The following is a 19,696-nucleotide window of genomic DNA, read 5'->3' on the forward strand; positions in this document are numbered from 1 at the left end:
CAACTCCTCCTTTCTAACTAAACACTACTTTTAGTGCTTCACTTAGTGTAGCAACACCAACAACTGTAATTCCTTTAGGTGGTGTCCATCCCGATAAATTATTTTTGGGAATAAAAATCCGTTTAAATCCTAGCTTTTGTGCTTCAGCAACGCGTTGTTCAATCCGATTAACGCGTCGAATTTCACCAGTCAATCCAATTTCACCTACAAAACTATCTGCGGGATCCGTTTCTTTATCTCGATAACTTGATGCAATGCTAACTGCAATCGCTAGATCAATAGCCGGTTCATCTAATTTTACGCCGCCAGCCGCTTTTAGATAAGCATCCTGGTTCTGTAATAATAAACTTGCGCGTTTTTCAAGAACGGCCATTATTAATGACACACGATTATGATCAAGTCCTGTAGTTGTTCGCTTCGCCGTTCCGTAAACTGTTGGTGTAATCAATGCTTGAACTTCAACCAATATAGGTCGTGTTCCTTCCATAGATACAACAATAGCAGAACCTGTTGCGCCAGCCAAACGTTCTTCTAAGAAAATTTCTGACGGGTTTGCAACTTCAAATAGCCCACCTTCACGCATATCAAAAATCCCAATTTCATTTGTTGAACCAAATCGGTTTTTAACTGCGCGTAAAATACGGAACGTGTGGTGCATATCTCCTTCAAAATAAAGGACTGTATCAACCATATGTTCCAAAATTTTAGGACCAGCAATCGCACCACCTTTTGTTACATGCCCAACAATAAAAATCGTAATACCATTTGTTTTAGCAATTTGTAATAGTTCAGCAGTTACTTCTCGAATTTGTGAAACACTACCAACTGCAGCGGACATCTCCGGTTCTTGCATTGTTTGAATCGAATCAATGACTACGTAATCAGGATTTAACGTCTCAATATTTTGACGAATATTACCCATATCCGTTTCAGGATAAAGATAAAATTTCTGACCTCCAACACCAAGGCGTTGTGCACGCATTTTAATTTGTACAGCACTTTCTTCACCAGAAACATATAAGACAGTTCCACCAGTTTGACTTAGTTGCCCAGAAACTTGTAAAAGTAATGTTGATTTACCAATGCCTGGATCACCGCCAATTAAAACTAATGACCCAGGTACAACACCACCACCAAGAACGCGATTTAATTCACCTAACTCAGTTTCAACACGTTCTTGTTCTGCCATTGAGATATCATCTAATAATTCTGGTTTAACAGAAGCTCCAGTAAAACTGACACGAGCTTTACGATCTGCTTTTTGTGATTGTTCACGCTCTTCTACCATTGTGTTCCATTCGTTACAGTTAGGGCAACGTCCTAAATACTTTGGTGAGGTGTATCCACAATTTTGACATACAAATTGCGTTTTTACTTTCGCCATACAAACTCCCCACCCTTTCATTATAAATTCTATTGTTAATATTTTATCACATAAACGACAACCTGTAATTTCAATTGAAATTCTTAATCATTCTATAATAACTATTTACCTGATGAACCAAATCCGCCAATACGTTTTGTAGCGGTCACTTTTTCATTATCAACAGTTAAATAAGGCATAAAAATCCCCTGGCCTATCCGATCTCCCTTTTTTACTATTTGATCTTTTAAACTAAAATTAATAATTTGTATGAAAATTTCGCCTTCATTTTTTTTATTATTATAGTAATCAGAATCAATAACCCCAATTCCATTTGGTAAAATTAATCCACGTTTTAAGGGGCTACTTGAACGATTTGCTAATAATAAAAATTCATTATCTAGCATATATGCTTTAATTCCTGTAGGAATTAAATAAGGTTTTAAAATTTTATTTGCTTGAACAAGCTCTTCTTCAGCTACCGATTCACGATGCCTAATTAGCCATAAAACCTTTAAAAATCCACTTTTCCAGATTGAAGGTAATGTAAAATCTTCAGCCGCAGCTAAATCATATCCTGCTGAAGTTGTTGTTGATCGAACAGGTAAGTCAATTTTTCCTGCATATTTAGTGACAATTTCAAATCCTCTTGTTTTCATTTGTCTATCCTCGTAATCTGTTTACTTTTTATCTTACCTCATTTATGACATAAATGGCTAGTTTTTGGGCATTTTTTAATGGTATAATTACATTCAAAGGGAAGGTGTTCAAATGGATTTCCAACTAAATGAAACCGATTTACGCGTATACAACGTTAATGATCAGTTAATTAGTCGAATTAGTTTTACCATGATTAATGCTAATCAGACAATGGTCATTGAACATACTTGGGTAGCTGATGATCAGCGTCATCAAGGGCTTGCAAAAAGTTCAATTGATTACTTAATTAAACAAGTTATTCTAAATCAGCAAACTATTTTGCCATTGTGCCCTTATACAAAGTTTTATTTTAGTGAACATCCAGAACTTTCAGAATTAATATATACACCTAAATAAAAAATAGGAGAGTGACACACATGAATCAAGACGATTTAAAAAAATTAGTTGGACAAAAAGCTGTCGAATTTATTAAAGACGGTATGGTTGTTGGACTTGGTACAGGCTCAACCGTTAAATTTATGGTAGACGCATTAGGTCAACGTGTTAAAAATGAAAACTTATCAATTATTGGTGTTTCAACATCAATTAGAACTGAAGAACAAGCAAAATCACTTGGTATTCCAGTTAAATCAGTTGATGAAGTTGACCATATTGATTTAACAATTGATGGTGCAGATGAAATTGATGACCATTTCCAAGGTATTAAAGGTGGCGGCGCCGCTCATTTATTTGAAAAAATTGTTGCTATTAATTCAAATCAAAATATGTGGATTGTTGACGAAAGTAAAATGGTTCATACTTTGGGTAAATTCCCTCTTCCCGTTGAAGTTATCCCTTACGGTAGTCACCAATTATTCAAAAAATTAGAAGCTAAAGGATTTAATCCCAAATTTAGAACTGTTGATAATGAAAATGTTTTAACTGATTCTAAAAATTTTGTCATCGACTTATATTTAGGTGAAATAAACGACCCTGCTAGCATACAAGATTATTTAGCTAAACAAGTTGGTGTTGTAGAGCAAGGTCTATTTTTAGATTGTGTAAATACGGTTATTGTTGGGCGTCAAGATGGTCCTGAAGTTTTACATGCACGTTCTGACACTTTTACAATTAAATAATTCTAAAGAAGAGCTAATTTTTATCGGCTCTTTTTAAATACGCAAATTGATTATATTTTAAAAATGAGAATTTTCTTTTCTTTTTAACATTGTTTACTAATCTAACGAGATATATTATAATAGCCACAGTACTTAAATCTTATATAGGAGTGTGATTTTTTTGACACAATCAATTAGTTCAGAACAACTCGCAAAATTCCAAAAAAATTTACATGCACGTGAAAGTCATGATGTTATTGAACGTGCCGTTACAAAAAATGGTATTTTAGCAAATAGTTACGATTTAAAAGCCCAAGCTAAAATGGAACCTGTCTTCTCAATTGATCTGGATGTTGGTAATGTTTCTAACCAAAAACAATCAGGTCGTTGTTGGATGTTCGCCGCATTAAATACAATGCGTCATGACATGAAAACAAATTTTAAAGTTGCCAAAGATTTTGAATTGTCACAAAATTTCACTTACTTCTGGGATAAACTTGAAAAAGCAAATTACTTTTATCAAAATGTTCTTGAAACAGCTGATAAACCAACTAGTGACCGTACCGTTTCATGGTTAATGACAACTCCACAACAGGATGGTGGCCAATGGGATATGATCGTCGCAATTATTGAAAAATATGGTGTTGTTCCTCAATCTGTGATGCCTGAAACATATAATAGTTCTAAATCAAGCGAAATCAATTCAACTTTAAACTTAAAATTAAGAAAAGATGCTGTTGATTTACGAGAACTAGTTGCTGCCGGAACAAGTTTAGAAGAAATTGAAGTCGTTAAAGAAGCTAAACTTACTGAAATTTATCGTTTATTAGCATATAGTTTTGGTGAACCTCCTGCAACATTCGATTTTGAATATCGCGATTCTGATAATGAATATCATATTGATAAAAATTTAACACCAAAAACATTCTATGAAAAATTTATCGGTTGGGACTTAGATGAATACGTCTCAATCATTAATGGTCCAACAGATGATAAACCTTACGACAATATGTACACAGTCGATCGCCTTGGAAATGTTGTTGATGGACGTCCTATTCGTCATTTAAACGTTAATATGGCAGATTTTAGAGATGTTGCCATCAAACAATTACAATCTGGCGAAAGCGTCTGGTTTGGTTGTGATGTTGGTCAATCATCCGAACGCCAAATTGGTATTATGGATACCGAACTTTATCATAAAGATGAACTATTTAACATTGATTTAGCTTTATCAAAAGCTGAGCGCCTTGATTACGGTGAGAGCCTAATGACTCATGCTATGGTTTTAACAGGTGTTGATTTAGTTAATGATCAAGCAACCAAATGGAAAGTTGAAAACTCATGGGGCGAAAAAGTTGGTAATAAAGGCTTCTTCGTTATGAGTGATGACTGGATGGAAGAATATTGTTATCAAGTTGTCGTTAACAAAAAATTCTTACCAGAAAAATTACAAGCCATTCTAAAAGAAGAACCTAAAGTCCTTGCTCCTTGGGATCCAATGGGTGCATTAGCATAATTAAAAAAGTAACAACAATATTGAATTGTTGTTACTTTTTTTGTGTTAAAATTTTTTTGCTTTTAATTGTTAAATCATCATTTAATGTATACCAAATAGGGACACCGTTCGGAACCTCAACACCATCAATATCTGCATCTGAAATGTTTTCTAAATATTTTATCAATACCCTAAGTGTACTGCCATGTGCGACAATCAACTGGTTATTACCTTGTCTTAACTCTGGGGCAATGACATCTTGCCAGTAAGGTAAAATCCGTTTAAATGCCATTTCTAAGCTTTCTGATGTTGGTAAGCTACTTTTGACACGTTGCTTGTACCGTCTATCATTATCAGGTACAGATAACCTAGGTGGGATAGTCGTGTAGCTACGGCGCCATTGGGCTACTTGTTTAACACCGTAGATACGTTTTGTTTCATCTTTATTTAACCCACGCAACGCACCATAATGTCGTTCATTGAGACGCCAATTTTTCTGTATTGGAATCCAAAGTTGATTCATCTCTTCCATCATGATGTTGCTCGTTTTAATGGCTCGTTTTAAGACAGATGTATGGACCTGCGAAAATTGAATATTTGTATTAAGAATAACTGTTCCTGCAACTCTAGCTTCAGCGATGCCCTTAGCCGTTAATGGAACATCTGTCCAACCAGTGTATTCATTATTTTGATTTGCTAAACTCTCACCATGCCTTACCATGACTAATTCAACCATTATTAAAACCTTCTTCACTCTTCATTAATACTCATTATAACAAAAAAGACTTAAAACAACATTGTTGTCTTAAGTCTTTTAATTATTTATTTTACTCGACCAGCAAAATCTGGTTTCCAGTAAGCACTCATTGTGCTAATTTTAACATTTTGTCCTTCAGTTGGTGCTTCAGCAAATTGACTTCCACCTAAGTAGATAGCAACGTGGTATGATGATCCTTTTGATCCCCAGAAGAGTAAGTCTCCAGGTTGTGCTTGAGAAACTGATTCATAGCTAACTTGTCCTTCTTGAGCGACAGTGTAGCCACCAATAGATTTTCCAGCAGCATGAGCATAAACATAACTAGTAAATCCTGAACAATCAAAACCGCTCAATGATTTTCCACCCCATACATATGGGATGCTCTTTGTTGTTAATGATCTTGCTAAAGCAGTAATACTACTTGTATCAAGACTTGAAGCACTTACAGCGCTTGATGAAGTTGCACTTGAACTTGTTACTGCTTTTTTACTTGAACTACTTGTAGTTGAAGTTGTGACAGCTTTTTCACTTGAAGTTGAAGTATTTGAGCTTTTCACTTCTTTATTACTTGAAGTTGTAGTATCTGTACTTGCAGCTTCAGTTGCTTTTGATGCAGCTGCATCTGCTGCTGCTGCATCGTTCTTTTCATTTGCTTCTTTTGTTTCTGCTGCTGCTTTTTCAGCGGCTTTTTCTGCTGCTTTTGCTTTATCAATAGATGATTGTGTATCTGATTTTTTTGTATCGATTTGTGCTTTTAATGTATTTGCGTTTGCTTGTTTAACAGCTAGTTCAGCTTGTTTGTTTGTGTATTCTTTAACTGTTTTTTGTTGATCTGCAGCCTTTTCATCTAATTCAACTTTAGAAGATTTAACTTCTGCTTTATCAGCTTTTTGTTGTTTAGCAGCTTTTTGACCAGCGCCAACTAATGTTGTAACTGTTCCGACACGTTTGAAGGCATCAACAACACTTTTTGAATCTGAAACAAATTCAACCATGCTTGCTGTACTTCCATCAACTTGTAAAGCACGTGTTTGATCAGCTAACTGTGAATCTCTTTGTGAAATTTCAACATTTAATCGGCTGATTTTCTTACCTAATTTGTATTGATCTGATTCAAGTTTTGCGGCTGTATCTTTAGCGTTCTTAACTTCAGCTTGAGTTGCAGTAATTTCACTATTAATCGTTGCTAATTTTGCAGCAACTTTAGTGCTCTTGCTATTTAATTTAGTAATTGTGCTTGTTAATTCAGTTACACTATCTGAAGCGTTAGCTTGTTCCGCAACTGCGCTCATTCCAATAAGTGTTGCTGTCATCATCATTACTTTAGCGATTTTACTATTAATTTTCAAAAGGCACTCTCCTAGTTGATTTCATAATTATTATTTAATTTTAGCTTATTCGTTTTTCTCGACTAGAATAGAATAGCACGGTTCTTAGGTACATACCATTACGGTTAGTTTACATTCGAATTTAATATGCATCTTTTAATTTCAGTATGATTACACAAATGTTACAAAAGGCTATTTTCATTACTTTTTATCCTCTTATTTGTTGTTAAATAAGCATTTACGCGTTCTGTATTAAAATGACAAAAGCGTAATACAATTGGTCGTTTTTCATTGATTGAAAACGATTTAAAAAATCAACGTTACCCCTTTCATTCTTTTAAATTTTTTCAATTATTTAATAATACCGTAAGAAAAAATAATTTTTGCTTTTTATCACTTTTTTTATCGTATAATCAGCTTAATTAATGTAATGAAAGGTATGAATAAATATGGCTAAAAATAATAACTTGGGAATGCCATCTCCAATAAAAGGCAGTTCTCAAAGCAATACAAATAAGCATCCAATACTGTGGACACTATTGATAATTATGATTTTAGGTATTGCTTCTGGCGGCGTATATGCCTATTCGGTATTCACACATACTGAAGATACCGTCGCAAAAACTTACAAGAAAACCAAAGCAAAAAAATTAAGAAATGTTTCCAGTATTTTGAGTGAGAAAAAACCTTTTTCAATCCTGTTAATGGGGACCGATACTGGCGCACTTGGTCGAAGTGACACAGGACGCACGGATACAATGATCGTTGCAACAGTTAATCCAACAACAAATAAGACGACCTTAACAAGTATTCCTCGTGATACTCAAGTTAAAATTGACGGAAGTAATGAAAGTTCTTCAAAAATAAACAGTGCCTATACCTATGGTGGCAAAGATGGTTCAACATCTGCTGTTAATACTGTTCAAAATTTATTAGATATTCCAATTGATTATTATATGTTGATTAACATGAATGGTTTAAAGAAAATTGTTGATACCGTTGGTGGTGTTGATGTCAAACCATTACTCTCATTTAAACTTGAGGGAACTCATTATAAAAAAGGTGAGACAATCCATTTAAACGGTAAACAAGCCTTAGCTTATACGAGAATGCGTCATTCAGATCCGCTAGGTGATTACGGCCGCCAAAAACGCCAAAAACAGATTATTACAGCAATTACCGGAAAAGCTAAGTCTGTAAATTCACTCGCAAACTACAAAAAATTATTAAAAACAATTGATGGCAATATGGTAACTGATCTTAGTTTTAATGATATGCTCACAATAGAAACAAACTATAGTGCTGCTACAGAATCAATTCACTCTGATTTTTTACAAGGAGTAAGTACAGATGTTGATGGTCTTTCATATGAAGTTCCAACATCGACTGAAAAGAAACGTGTCTCGAATGCTATTCGTTCTCAATTAGGTTTAAACAAGTCAACACAAGCCTTTACCAGTTTAGAACAACAACTCTCTAAATAAACAGATGTAAAAAAAGAAACTGACCTCAATAAAATTTGAGGTCAGTTTCTTTTTTACCAATTTTCTAAAAATTTTTGATATTTCATTTCTCTTTGCTCAACAAGTTCATTAGATGATTTAGCAGCTAGGTTCTTCATCAATCTATTTAAACTACTGTCCATTAGACTTATTGTTGCTTCCTGATTAGTTTCTGGCAATACCACGTCAATCAATCCAATATTAAATAACTCAGTGGCCGTCATTGGCAAACTTGTTTCAATCTCATTTGGATTAGATTTCTTCAAAATAGCACTAACGGCTTCCGGAGATGCTACTGAAAACAAGCTATTTTCAACCATCATAATAGCATTTGCATTTGCTAAAGCCAATGCACCACCACTTTGACCCTCACCTAAAAAAATTGCAATATTAGGTACTTGTAGCGCACCCATTTTTAAAATCATTTCAGAAATGATATAGCTCTGTCCTGTCTGTTCTGATTTAACACTGGCATCTGCACCAGGCATATTAATTAGCGTTACAACGGGTCGCTTAAATTTTTCAGCTTCATTTAGTAATCGCATTGCTTTTCGATACCCACTTGGCTTCACAGCACCAAAATTATAGGCCAATCGTTCCTCTAAATTTACACCCCGATTAATACCAATAACTGTCACTGGGCGCTTATGAAAAAGTCCAATTCCACCAATAATGGAAGCATCCTCTTCGCCAACTCGATCACCATGATTTTCGAAAAACACATTAAATAGACTAGAAATAATAAATTTAGCACTTAATCTATCATTCGATCGAACCTTTTTTAAAAAATCTGAGTCCATTTTCAATATCTCCTCACACGTGTAATAGTAGTAGCTGACTAAGAATCTGCTTTATATTTTTCCGATCAATAACCTGATCAACAAATCCATTTTCATATAAACCTTCTGCTGTTTGAAAATTAGCAGGTAGCTTTTCATTTGTCGTCTGTTTAATCACTCTTTCACCAGCAAAGCCAATTTTAGCTTGTTTTTCAGCTAATACAATATCGTTATTTAGTGCAAAGCTAGCACTGACACCACCCATTGTTGGATCCGTCAATAGGGACATGACTAATAACCCTGCATTATCTAGTTTTTGTTTCATGTAAAGAATCGAATTCATTTGTAATAACGAATAAATTCCCTCTTGCATTCTTGCACCACCAGAAGCAGTAACGATTACAAATGGCAGTCGTTTATCTAATGCGACTTGCATCCCTAACTTAATTCTAGCCCCTGCCGTCGTATTCAATGATCCCATCATAAAAAAACTATCCATTACTGCTAAAATCAATGGTTGTTGATCAATGCTACCTTCACCGACAATAACGGCTTCATCAGATGTCGTTGAACACTTAGCACGTTCCAGTTTTTCTGAGTAACCTGGAAATTGTGCTTTATTTTCTGTTTTATTTGCTACATTAATTACCTCAAAACCGTTTTCATCTGTTAAAATAGCAATTCTCTCCATAGCAGTCAAGCGTTTATAAGTTTGGCATTTAGGACAAATAAAATAAGGTGCCCATTCACTTTCATGTAAATGCGTCCCACAATTTCGGCACTTTTGCCATTGATTTGTCTTTGGATAATGACTCATTGCCGCCACCGCCTTTAAATTTTGCTATCAATTGAAATGGTATTTTCAATAAATTCTTGTGATTTTATAATCATTTTTAATTGCGTTAAATTAGTTTTAATTCCTGAAATATAAATTAATTCAAGTGAGTTTTGCATTTTTAAAATAGCTAATTCTCTCGTTTCAGCATGACAAATAATTTTTGCTAACAGTCCGTCATAGAAAGCAGAAATAGTGTCACCAACACGATAACCCGTTTCAATTCGAATATCTTTAGGAAAATCAAAACGTGTAATTTTAGTTTTCACACTTGGAATTAAGGATAATCGACATTCGATTGCATGTCCATTCATTTCTACATCATTATTTAATACTTCTTTACCTTCAGCAACTAGCAACTGTTGTTGAACAACATCCATATTAACAGTTTCTTCAGTAACACCATGTTCGACTTGTAACCGTGTATTCATTTCTAAAAAATAAAATTGATTATTCGCAAATAAAAATTCTACGGTTCCTAATCCGACATAATGTAAGTTTTTGATTAACTGACGCGTAAAATAGTAGAGTTGGCTTTGTTGATCACTAGTTAAGACAACTGACGGACTTTCTTCGATCACTTTTTGTCGGTGATTCTGCAAACTACAATCCCGATTTCCTAACACTTGAACATGGTATCCATCACCGATAATTTGCACTTCAATGTGCCGTGCATTTATCAATTTTTTTTCGAGATAAAAACTACCTTCTGCAAAAGACGCCGTTGCTTCTTGTTGAACAATCTCAGCGCCAGATAGCAAATCAGATTTTTTTTCAACTGCTCTGATACCCTTGCCGCCACCACCATGAGAGGCTTTAATCAATAATGGGAATCCTATTTTATTTGCTTGCTCAATCAATTCTTCGTTAGAGGTAATTAAATCAGATCCAGGAATAACGGGTACCCCTTTTTCAATTGCTAACAAACGAGATTTATCTTTATCTGCTAGTTGCTGGATTAATGCCACTTCCGGACCAATAAAAGTAATATCACATTCCGTACACATTTGTGAAAAATGCGCATCTTCTGATAGAAACCCGTATCCTGGATGAATTGCATCAACATTTAAACTTAACGCTGCCATCAATATACTCTCGCGATTTAAATAAGAATCTTTTGCTAAGGCTGGTCCAATGCAAATTTTTTCATCAGCAAGTTCAACAAATCTACTTTGTGCATCCACTGTTGAATAGATAGCGACCGTTTGTATATTTAATTTTTGGCAAGCGCGAATAATTCGTTCAGCCACTTCCCCACGATTCGCTATTAAAATTTTTCGAAACAAATGACTCACCTATCCATCTATTCTAATTTTAAGTAACTCCTGGTCAAATTCGACTAATTCACCATCATCTACTAGTTGTTCAAGTACGATACCTGTCACTGGCGATTGGATGTCATTGTATAATTTCATACTTTCAATTTGAGCAATGACCTGTTTTTTAACAATTTTAGTCCCAATTGTTCCCATTTTATCAAAATGAACTAACCCAACAAGTGGGCTTTTAACGATAAAAATTGTGTCGTTATCATCTTTTTTTATATCTGTTACTACTTTTATTTTTTCGGCTGGTTTTGCTTGATCTACAACTACTTTAAAGTCACCATCTTCAATTTCAACATGAGAGAATGGCATTGTCGCAATTTTATCTAATAATTGATTAATTTCATTAAATTTCATTAATTTGCACACACCTTAAATTTTTATTAGTAAACTTCCATATGCTAAGCCTGCTCCAAATCCGGTTAATAAAACTGTACCACCCGTAAACCCTTGTTGAATTGCTTCATTTAGGGCCATTGGAATCCCGGCTGAAGATGTATTTCCGTGATGAATAACACTTGTTGCAAATTTTTCAATTGGCATCTCTAACTCATCGGCAATTGTTTCAATAATTCTTAAATTAGCTTGATGACAGACAACTAAATCGATATCGCTTGTTTTTAACTTATTATCTTTAAGTAATTGTTTCATCTGATTAGGCACAACTGTTGTAGCAAATTCAAACACATCTCGTCCCTCTTGGAAAAATGCATCTATTGTTGGATAATTATCTTCACTAATATCGCTTAATGGTTCAATACGTCCACTATGAATAACATCCTTTTTTTGCCCATTTGTTTCTATTTTTTCAGCAATAAAACTTTCATCAGCTGACTTATTCGAGACTTCAAGAAGAGCACCACCCGCACCGTCTCCAAAAAATACAGCGCTTGTTCGATCCTTAAAATCCATCATTTTTGAGTTAACTTCTGCACTAATCACAATTGCCCGTTGGTATTGCCCTGTACGTAAAAATTTTTCTGCGGTGCTCATCGCAAATATAAATCCCGCACAAGCAGCGCTAATATCGAAAGCAAATGCGTTCATTGCGCCAATATTTCCTTGAACAATTGCAGCTGTCGATGGTGTTAAAGCATCTGGCGAAATTGTAGAAATGATAATTAAATCAATATCTGATGCATCGTATCCTGATTTACGCAAAAGTTCATTTGCTACTTTCGTACTCAAATCTGATGTATTTTCATCAATTGCATAGTGTCGTGTTTTAATCCCAGTATGTGCCACTATCCATTCATCCGAGGTTGGCATAAATTTAGCTAATTCATTATTTGTCACAATTCGTTCCGGCACAAAATGCGCCATATTTTTTATTTTGACATAATTATTCAATTTACCCATTCTCCCAGTCGTTAAGTTTAATTCATTACATTTTATCAATAATCGCAAAATTATAACACCCAATTAATTAACGCTTAATAATTCTTTAATTTCATAATACGCCAATAGGGCTATCTTTCATTAAAAAAAGCACTAAACCCCATAGTAATAAGGTCGAGTGCTTTTAAGTAAAACTATTATGCGAGTAAATGGATTCGAACCATCACGGGATATTATCCCACCAGATCCTTAGTCTGACGCGTCTGCCAATTCCGCCATACTCGCAAGAACAATCACAATTGTAGCAAAAATTGTTCCTTGTTACAAGTCCCATTTAAAATAAATTAATATTCCATTAAAATTAACTTACTTTGACACTTTGAACATACATAGCGTGATAGGTTGATTTTTCTTTGCCGTTGATACTCTTGTCCACAATTAGAGCATTGATAGTGAATAACTCTTTTCTTTTTAGCCTTTTTCGGACTAAGTGGAGCGAACCGGCTACCACCAACTATCGCCAGTAGCTGTTTGAAATCACGATCACGATGTTGATAACCCTTTTTAGCAATATGCAAATGATAATGGCATAATTCATGCTTGATAACACCAATTAAAATATCCTCATCATGTTCCGTCAGCATTTTAGGATTAATTTCAATATTATGGTCATTTAATCGATACCGCCCACCCGTCGTTCGTAATCTTTTATTAAATGTTACCTTGTGGATAAATGGTTGCTTAAAAAAAGTTGTGGACAAGTTTTGAACTAAAACTGTTAATTCAAAATCAGTCATATTATTTATCCGTTGGTCGTTTCATTGTTAATTGAACACGATTACGTTTTAAATCGACTTCCATCACCCAGACCGTAACTATGTCCCCAACTGCAACTACTTCACTTGGTTTCTTAACGAACTTATCTGTTAATTGTGAAATGTGGACAAGTCCATCTTGTTTAACACCAATATCTACAAACGCACCAAAATCAATTACATTCCGAACAGTTCCTTGTAATGACATACCTGGTTCTAAGTCCTCAATTGTTAACACATCGTGTCGTAGTAACGGCGCTGGCATATCATCGCGTAAATCACGGCCTGGTTTTTGTAAACTAGCTAGAATATCCGCTACGGTTTCCACACCACTATCCACAACTTTCGCCAATTCTTCAGCATTTGTATGTGCTAATTGGTCGTTAGTCTCAGTTTTACCCAAATTAGTTATTTTTATCCCCAATTCTTTCAACAAAATCTTTGTTAGTGGATAACTTTCAGGATGAATATCTGTATTATCTAAAATGTTATCCCCAGAAACAATACGTAAAAATCCAATTGCTTGTTCATAAGCTTTTGGTCCTAAGCGGGGCACCTTCTTAAGTTGTTGACGCTTTGTAAATTTACCATTTTCATCACGATAAATAACAACATTTTTAGCAATTGTTAAATTTAATCCGGAAATTTTTGTTAATAACTCTGAACTTGCTGTGTTTAAATTAACCCCTACTTTATTCACAGCATCTTCAATCACGACATCTAATTGCGCATCCAATTTTTTTTCAGCAACATCATGCTGATACTGACCGACACCAACAGATTTAGGATCTATCTTAATTAATTCTGCCAAAGGATCTTGTAATCTACGCCCAATACTAATAGCAGAGCGTTCTTCAACGTGAAGTTCTGGGAATTCATCACGAGCTGCTTGACTGGCTGAATAAACTGAAGCTCCAGCCTCATTTACAATGACATAAAAAATTGGCCGTTCGATTTCTTTTAAAATATCTGAAACAAATTGTTCAGATTCTCGACTTGCGGTTCCATTCCCAATTGCAATCATTTCAACTTGATATTTTTCAAGGAACTGTTTAAATTGTCCAGCAGCTGCAGCACGTTTTTCGCCATTTGCAGGTTTATGTGGATAAATTACCAATTTATCTAAAAATTTCCCAGTTCCATCCACAATAGCTAACTTACATCCTGTTCGATAAGCTGGATCAAAGCCTAAAACAACTTTCCCTTTTAGTGGTGCTTGCATAAGTAAATGGTATAAGTTATCCCCAAATACATTAATAGCTTGTTCTTCAGCAACCTCTGTCATCCCTTTACGAATTTCACGCTCAATTGATGGCTTAATAAAGCGTTTATAACTATCTTGATATGCATCTTCAACGATTGATACAGCGTCACCACTATTTTTCCCAATAATTCTAAAATGCATAAATGTCATAATTGCTTGTTCTGGTACAACAATGGAAGCTTTTAAGATTCCCTCTTTTTCACCACGATTAATTGCCAGTACACGATGAGGAACAACTGATTTTAAAGATTCACTAAACTCATAATAATCGCGATAAATACCTTTTTCATCTTTTTCTTCAGCTTTAACTTTTGCTTCAAACAAACTATCTTTTTGTGTTACTTTACGAATCCACTCACGATATTCGGCACTTTCACCAAATGCTTCAGCTAAAATTTCATGTACCCCAGCAAAAACGTCTTCTTCAGTTAAAATTTCAGCATCAACATTAATAAATGTGCTTGCTTTCTGATTAATTTCAGCTGCTGTTTGGGGGAATGTCAACAACCATTTGGCAAATGGTTCTAATCCAACCTCTTTGGCAATAGTGGCCTTAGTACGACGTTTTTGTTTAAATGGTAAATAATAATCTTCAATCTGTTGCAATTTTTTTGCTAAACTTATTTTATTTTTTAAATCTTCTGTTAAATTACCTTGTTCTTCAATTATGTGGATAACTTCTGCTTTACGTTTTTCCAAACTCTCAACATGTTTATAAGTCGTCTCAATCTCACGAATTTGAACCTCATCTAAACTATCTGTTCTTTCTTTTCGATATCGTGCAATAAATGGCACGGTGTTTCCCTCATCAAGCATCCCTAAAACGGCGTTGACTTGTTTTTCTCGATACTGATTTAGCTCCTTTAATACTAACGGCATAATATTTTTTTCCATGATAACGACCTCAATTCGAATATTTTTTGTTCATAAAAAAGAGACTAATAATAGGCGTCAAGTACAACCATTCCTAATATCAATCTCTTTAATTAAATTTAACCCAAAATTTGTTGCATGATACGTTGCATCATATCAGTTGTTTGAGTCATTCCTTGGTCTTGTTTTTCTTCTGAAGCTTTAAATATATCAACCTCAACAAGGTGTTTCTCAACATTAATACTACTTGTCATCTCATCGCAACCTTCAACAAAGGTACGGTAACCACTAATTAATTTTTTGTGTTTCCCCAAAACAGGGATTGGTACTTGTAAATCATCTAATTTACTCAAATTTTCTTGGTAACTTGCTGTACCTTCAACAAATTTTTCTTTAGTAGTAGTGAATTCATCATCTGAAACAATAGAAAAGTCACTTGCAGTAATGGCTTTTTCCATTACTTCGTAATGATCATTTAAAGAATTACCCATTTCTTCAGTTGCTTGCGCAATATCATTTAACGCGTTGATATAATAATTTACATTAACTCTTTTTTTCAAGATATAAACTTCCTTTTATTTATTTTTTCTGAATAATCGTTGGCCAAGCTTCACAATTTCAACAATCACAATAATTGAGAATGATCCCGCTAAAACAATACCCCATTGATACATATCCAAATGGCTAACATGGAACATTTTATTTAATCCGGGAATTAAAATAGTTGCTGCAAGCAACGCAAATGATGCCAAAATTGACCAATTAAACGTCACATTTTTAAAGATATTACGGTTGAAGATTGACCCATGGATTGATTTAACATTGAATGCATGGAATAACTGAATTAATCCCAATGTTGCAAAAGCCATTGTTAAAGCATCTGCATGAATTAATTTATCACCCATATGAACAGGATACGTTAAAGCCAACCAATAAACAAATAATGTTATAGCCCCTTCTAAGATACCTTGATAAATAATACTTGGCATCACACCACCAGAGAAGAAGTTTGATTTACGTCCACGTGGTTTTTGATCCATCAATCCTTTTTCAGCAGGTTCTACACCAAGTGCAATTGCGGGAAATGTATCTGTTACCAAGTTAATCCACAAAATATGCACTGGCGCCAAAATACTCCAACCCATCATTGTCATAACAAACAAGGTTAATACTTCACCTAAGTTTGCAGAAAGTAAATATTGAATTGATTTCTGAATATTAGAAAAGACTTTTCGTCCTTCCTTAACAGCAAAAACGATTGTCGCAAAATTATCATCAGCGAGAACCATATCTGAAGCACCTTTAGATACTTCGGTTCCTGTAATACCCATCCCAATTCCAATATCAGCTGATTTTAAAGCTGGCGCATCGTTCACACCATCACCAGTCATAGCAACCACTTGATTCTTTTTCTGCCATGCTTTAACAATTCGCACTTTATGTTCAGGCGATACCCTTGCATATACGGAATATTGTTCAACCTTGTTTTCAAATTCTGAGTCTGATAAATCATCTAATTCAGAACCAGAAATAATTGCTTCATGTTGCCCAGCTTCAACAATTCCTAATCGAACGGCAATAGCTTCGGCAGTATCGCGGTGATCACCTGTAATCATTAATGGACGAATCCCGGCTTTCTTAGCTTCGCTAACTGCAGCTGCAGCTTCTGGTCGCTCTGGATCAATCATTCCAACTAATCCAGCAAAGATCAAATCATTTTCCACAGTTTCTGAATCTAATACCTCTGGCAGTGTGTTCATTTCACGATACGCGAATGCCAATACGCGTAATGCTTGCGTTGCCATATCATGATTATTAGTCATAATATAATCTAGCTGTGCATCAGTTATCGGTTTAATTTCACCGTTTTCAATATAACGTGTTACACGTTTTAATAATTGATCAGGTGCACCTTTAACGGCAACAAAAAATGATTTATCCTCAACTTTTTGAATCGTTGACATCAATTTACGTTCTGAATCAAATGGAACTTCAGCAACTCGAGGTTCACTGCTTAATAATGCATCCACATCTAATCCATGATCTAAATGATACTGAATTAGAGCCGTCTCTGTTGGATCACCAATTAAATTACCCTCAGACGTTTGTTTCGTATCATTACTGAAAGACATCACTTGATATAGTGGACTTTCTAAGTTTGTTTCAACCTTACCAGCATCTAATAATTCATTGTTTATAAATATTTTTTCAACAGTCATTTGATTTAACGTTAATGTACCCGTCTTATCTGATGCAATAATGTCAGTACTACCAAGTGTTTCAACTGCTGGTAATTTTCTAACAATCGCATTTCTTTTTGCCATCTTTTGTGTTCCAAGTGCCAAAATAATTGTAACAATAGCTGGTAATCCTTCTGGAATTGCAGCTACAGCTAATGAAATCGCAATTAACAACATATCAATGACACTATTATCTCCATTTTGTAGACCAACGAAGAAAACAATAACGGCAATAATTAATATTAAAATAGTTAATGTTTTACCTAATTGGTTAAGATTATCTTGTAGTGGTGTTTTCATTTCATCGGCAGAATTGAGCATTCCTGCAATACGTCCAACTTCAGTGTTCATCCCTGTTCCAACAACGATTCCTTCACCACGCCCATAAGTTACATTACTATTCATAAACGCCATATTATGACGATCGCCAATGCCGGCATCTTCATCATTTAATAAATTTAAACTTTTATCAACAGGTACTGATTCACCAGTTAAAGCAGATTCTTCAATTTTAAGTGAAGCAATCTGTGTTAAACGTAAATCAGCTGGAATAACATCACCTGCTTCAAGTAGAACAATGTCACCAGGCACTAAATTTTCACTTTTTACAGTTTCAATTTGCCCATTTCGTTTTACATTTGCGTTAGGTGTCGACATTTCTTTTAACGCATTAATTGCCTCTTCGGCCTTAGATTCTTGAAAAACGCCGAATACAGCGTTTAAAACAACAACTAACATGATGATAATTGCGTCCACAACTTCACCTGATGAGGCCGCAATTAAAGCAGCCACAATTAAAACGATTATCATGAAATCTTTAAACTGATCAAAGAATTTTTGTAATATCGTTTTACGTTTACCTTCTGACAACTGATTCAATCCATACTTATCTGTTCTTTCTTTAACCTCTTGGGTTGTTAGCCCTGCCAAATCTGTCTTTTGACCTGCTAAAACTTCGTCAACTGATTGTGCGTAAATCCTTTTTGTCATAGTAATCCTCCTTATAATAGTTTCACAAAATACAAAAAAAGACCTATGTATGTTGCAGAACTTTAAACATACATAAGTCTCACTATTTAAGGCAATACCAGAAAAAGAACTTTCTTGTTGGTGACATTGCCGCGGATAACCGCCAGTTACTCCCCTATGATTTCTTTAATTATAACTGAAATGAAACAGCTTACGCAACTATTTACTTCCAAAAAGAATCATAAACAGTAATTGGCAGATGTCGTTTGTGTTCCGTCTTCAAATACCAATTTTCAATTTTATCACTAATTTCTTTTGAAATTATCTTGCCTTCAAGATAATCATCAATATTATCGTAAGTAACCCCTAAGGCAATTTCATCAGGTAGCGCTGGACGGTCCTCTTCTAAATCGGCAGTTGGTACTTTTAAATATAGATGTTTCGGCGTATTCAACGAAGCTAACATCTCTCTACCTTGGCGCTTATTCAAACGCCAAAGCGGTGTAATATCAGCACCTCCGTCACCATATTTAGTATAAAATCCAGTAATTGCTTCTGCAGCGTGGTCAGTTCCCACAACCGTACCTGACTTTGCACCAGCAATCCCATATTGAGCAATCATACGCTGACGAGCTTTGATATTACCTTTATTAAAATCAGAAATTTCAAGATTGTTTGCCGTTAAACTTGTTACCATTTCATCGGTAGCGCCTTTAATGTCTACGCGAACCACTTGATCTGCCTGCATAAATTTTATAGCATCTAATGCATCAGATTCATCTGATTGATTGCCATACGGTAGTCGAACTGCGATAAATTGATAACTGCTATCACCAGTTTCTTCACGTAACTCACGAATAGCCTGTTGTGCTAAATACCCAGCAAGTGTTGAATCTTGTCCACCAGAAATTCCTAACACTAAAGATTTTAAAAATGGATATTTCAATAAATAAGCTTTCATAAAATCAATACTCATACGAATTTCTTCTGCAATATTTACACTTGATTTCACTTTCAAAGTTTCAATAATTTTCTTTTGTAAGTCAGTCAAGATTA

General features: G+C 34.8%; 18 protein-coding genes and 1 tRNA gene. 4 read left to right on the forward strand and 15 right to left on the reverse strand.

All coding sequences use genetic code 11. The features are described 5' to 3' along the window. Positions 1–13 precede the first annotated feature (13 nt). Both radA and ACE83Q_RS04515 read right to left on the reverse strand, forming a co-directional pair. Entirely contained in the window at positions 14–1,384 is a 1,371-nt protein-coding gene (gene radA, locus ACE83Q_RS04510) for a DNA repair protein RadA (RefSeq protein WP_409021546.1), read from the reverse strand. Positions 1,385–1,485: 101 nt separating this feature from the next. Beyond that, a complete protein-coding gene (locus ACE83Q_RS04515; RefSeq protein WP_409021548.1) occupies positions 1,486–2,022 on the reverse strand; it encodes a dUTP diphosphatase in 537 nt (178 codons plus the stop codon). Between the two features lie 112 nt (positions 2,023–2,134). On the opposite strand from ACE83Q_RS04515, the gene ACE83Q_RS04520 reads away from it, so the two are divergent. The 3 genes from ACE83Q_RS04520 (at position 2,135) to ACE83Q_RS04530 (ending at position 4,636) form a co-directional block, all read left to right on the forward strand. Then, a complete protein-coding gene (locus ACE83Q_RS04520) occupies positions 2,135–2,419 on the forward strand; it encodes a GNAT family N-acetyltransferase (protein ID WP_409021549.1) in 285 nt (94 codons plus the stop codon). Between the two features lie 20 nt (positions 2,420–2,439). After that, the gene (gene rpiA / locus ACE83Q_RS04525; protein WP_409021550.1) at positions 2,440–3,141 is read left to right on the forward strand and encodes a ribose-5-phosphate isomerase RpiA; all 702 of its coding nucleotides are present in this window, start codon (positions 2,440–2,442) and stop codon (positions 3,139–3,141) included. A 160-nt stretch (positions 3,142–3,301) separates the two neighbouring features. Beyond that, positions 3,302–4,636 carry an aminopeptidase C gene (locus ACE83Q_RS04530; RefSeq protein ID WP_409021551.1) on the forward strand — a complete coding sequence of 445 codons (1,335 nt, stop codon included), beginning with the start codon at positions 3,302–3,304 and terminating at the stop codon, positions 4,634–4,636. A 31-nt stretch (positions 4,637–4,667) separates the two neighbouring features. Here ACE83Q_RS04530 and ACE83Q_RS04535 read toward each other — a convergent pair whose 3' ends face one another. Then, a complete protein-coding gene (locus tag ACE83Q_RS04535) occupies positions 4,668–5,351 on the reverse strand; it encodes a 2,3-bisphosphoglycerate-dependent phosphoglycerate mutase (protein ID WP_409021552.1) in 684 nt (227 codons plus the stop codon). An 86-nt stretch (positions 5,352–5,437) separates the two neighbouring features. Beyond that, positions 5,438–6,721, reverse strand: a complete 1,284-nt coding sequence (locus tag ACE83Q_RS04540; RefSeq protein ID WP_409021553.1) for an NlpC/P60 family protein — start codon at positions 6,719–6,721, stop codon at positions 5,438–5,440. Positions 6,722–7,149: 428 nt separating this feature from the next. Here ACE83Q_RS04540 and ACE83Q_RS04545 point away from each other — a divergent pair, with 428 nt between their 5' ends. After that, positions 7,150–8,184 carry an LCP family protein gene (locus ACE83Q_RS04545; protein WP_409021554.1) on the forward strand — a complete coding sequence of 345 codons (1,035 nt, stop codon included), beginning with the start codon at positions 7,150–7,152 and terminating at the stop codon, positions 8,182–8,184. Positions 8,185–8,237: 53 nt separating this feature from the next. On the opposite strand, the gene accA is transcribed toward ACE83Q_RS04545, so the two are convergent. The 11 genes from accA to nadE form a co-directional block, all read right to left on the reverse strand. Beyond that, positions 8,238–9,002, reverse strand: a complete 765-nt coding sequence (gene accA / locus ACE83Q_RS04550; protein ID WP_409021555.1) for a carboxyltransferase subunit alpha — start codon at positions 9,000–9,002, stop codon at positions 8,238–8,240. Between the two features lie 13 nt (positions 9,003–9,015). Continuing rightward, positions 9,016–9,798, reverse strand: coding sequence for an acetyl-CoA carboxylase carboxyltransferase subunit beta (locus tag ACE83Q_RS04555; protein WP_409021556.1), 783 nt, complete (start codon positions 9,796–9,798; stop codon positions 9,016–9,018). 14 nt (positions 9,799–9,812) lie between these two features. Further along, positions 9,813–11,102, reverse strand: a complete 1,290-nt coding sequence (locus tag ACE83Q_RS04560; RefSeq protein ID WP_409021557.1) for an acetyl/propionyl/methylcrotonyl-CoA carboxylase subunit alpha — start codon at positions 11,100–11,102, stop codon at positions 9,813–9,815. A 9-nt stretch (positions 11,103–11,111) separates the two neighbouring features. Then, positions 11,112–11,498, reverse strand: a complete 387-nt coding sequence (locus tag ACE83Q_RS04565; RefSeq protein ID WP_409021558.1) for an acetyl-CoA carboxylase biotin carboxyl carrier protein — start codon at positions 11,496–11,498, stop codon at positions 11,112–11,114. Positions 11,499–11,513: 15 nt separating this feature from the next. Then, positions 11,514–12,500, reverse strand: a complete 987-nt coding sequence (locus ACE83Q_RS04570; protein ID WP_409022815.1) for a beta-ketoacyl-ACP synthase III — start codon at positions 12,498–12,500, stop codon at positions 11,514–11,516. A gap of 179 nt (positions 12,501–12,679) precedes the next feature. Further along, a tRNA-Leu gene (locus ACE83Q_RS04575) sits at positions 12,680–12,764 on the reverse strand. 59 nt (positions 12,765–12,823) lie between these two features. Continuing rightward, on the reverse strand, positions 12,824–13,276 hold the full coding sequence (locus ACE83Q_RS04580; RefSeq protein ID WP_409021559.1) for a SprT family protein: 453 nt from the start codon (positions 13,274–13,276) through the stop codon (positions 12,824–12,826). A 1-nt stretch (position 13,277) separates the two neighbouring features. After that, positions 13,278–15,452, reverse strand: coding sequence for a Tex family protein (locus ACE83Q_RS04585; protein WP_409021560.1), 2,175 nt, complete (start codon positions 15,450–15,452; stop codon positions 13,278–13,280). Between the two features lie 98 nt (positions 15,453–15,550). Further along, complete coding sequence (locus ACE83Q_RS04590) at positions 15,551–15,991, reverse strand: hypothetical protein (protein ID WP_409021561.1); 441 nt, start codon at positions 15,989–15,991, stop codon at positions 15,551–15,553. A gap of 15 nt (positions 15,992–16,006) precedes the next feature. Further along, positions 16,007–18,661, reverse strand: coding sequence for a cation-translocating P-type ATPase (locus tag ACE83Q_RS04595; RefSeq protein WP_409021562.1), 2,655 nt, complete (start codon positions 18,659–18,661; stop codon positions 16,007–16,009). Between the two features lie 202 nt (positions 18,662–18,863). After that, positions 18,864–19,691, reverse strand: a complete 828-nt coding sequence (gene nadE, locus ACE83Q_RS04600; RefSeq protein ID WP_409021563.1) for an ammonia-dependent NAD(+) synthetase — start codon at positions 19,689–19,691, stop codon at positions 18,864–18,866. Positions 19,692–19,696: the final 5 nt, after the last annotated feature.

Source organism: Dellaglioa kimchii, assembly GCF_046115505.1.
GTDB lineage: Bacteria > Bacillota > Bacilli > Lactobacillales > Lactobacillaceae > Dellaglioa > Dellaglioa kimchii.

Coding starts and splice junctions, on each gene's coding strand:
- ACE83Q_RS04580 (WP_409021559.1), bottom strand. CDS start 13,276: ATGACTGATTTTGAATTAACAGTTTTAGTTCAAAACTTGTCCACAACT.
- ACE83Q_RS04545 (WP_409021554.1), top strand. CDS start 7,150: ATGGCTAAAAATAATAACTTGGGAATGCCATCTCCAATAAAAGGCAGT.
- ACE83Q_RS04555 (WP_409021556.1), bottom strand. CDS start 9,798: ATGAGTCATTATCCAAAGACAAATCAATGGCAAAAGTGCCGAAATTGT.
- ACE83Q_RS04515 (WP_409021548.1), bottom strand. CDS start 2,022: ATGAAAACAAGAGGATTTGAAATTGTCACTAAATATGCAGGAAAAATT.
- radA (WP_409021546.1), bottom strand. CDS start 1,384: ATGGCGAAAGTAAAAACGCAATTTGTATGTCAAAATTGTGGATACACC.
- ACE83Q_RS04520 (WP_409021549.1), top strand. CDS start 2,135: ATGGATTTCCAACTAAATGAAACCGATTTACGCGTATACAACGTTAAT.
- ACE83Q_RS04585 (WP_409021560.1), bottom strand. CDS start 15,452: ATGGAAAAAAATATTATGCCGTTAGTATTAAAGGAGCTAAATCAGTAT.
- accA (WP_409021555.1), bottom strand. CDS start 9,002: ATGGACTCAGATTTTTTAAAAAAGGTTCGATCGAATGATAGATTAAGT.
- rpiA (WP_409021550.1), top strand. CDS start 2,440: ATGAATCAAGACGATTTAAAAAAATTAGTTGGACAAAAAGCTGTCGAA.
- ACE83Q_RS04565 (WP_409021558.1), bottom strand. CDS start 11,498: ATGAAATTTAATGAAATTAATCAATTATTAGATAAAATTGCGACAATG.
- ACE83Q_RS04570 (WP_409022815.1), bottom strand. CDS start 12,500: ATGGGTAAATTGAATAATTATGTCAAAATAAAAAATATGGCGCATTTT.
- ACE83Q_RS04535 (WP_409021552.1), bottom strand. CDS start 5,351: ATGGTTGAATTAGTCATGGTAAGGCATGGTGAGAGTTTAGCAAATCAA.
- ACE83Q_RS04595 (WP_409021562.1), bottom strand. CDS start 18,661: ATGACAAAAAGGATTTACGCACAATCAGTTGACGAAGTTTTAGCAGGT.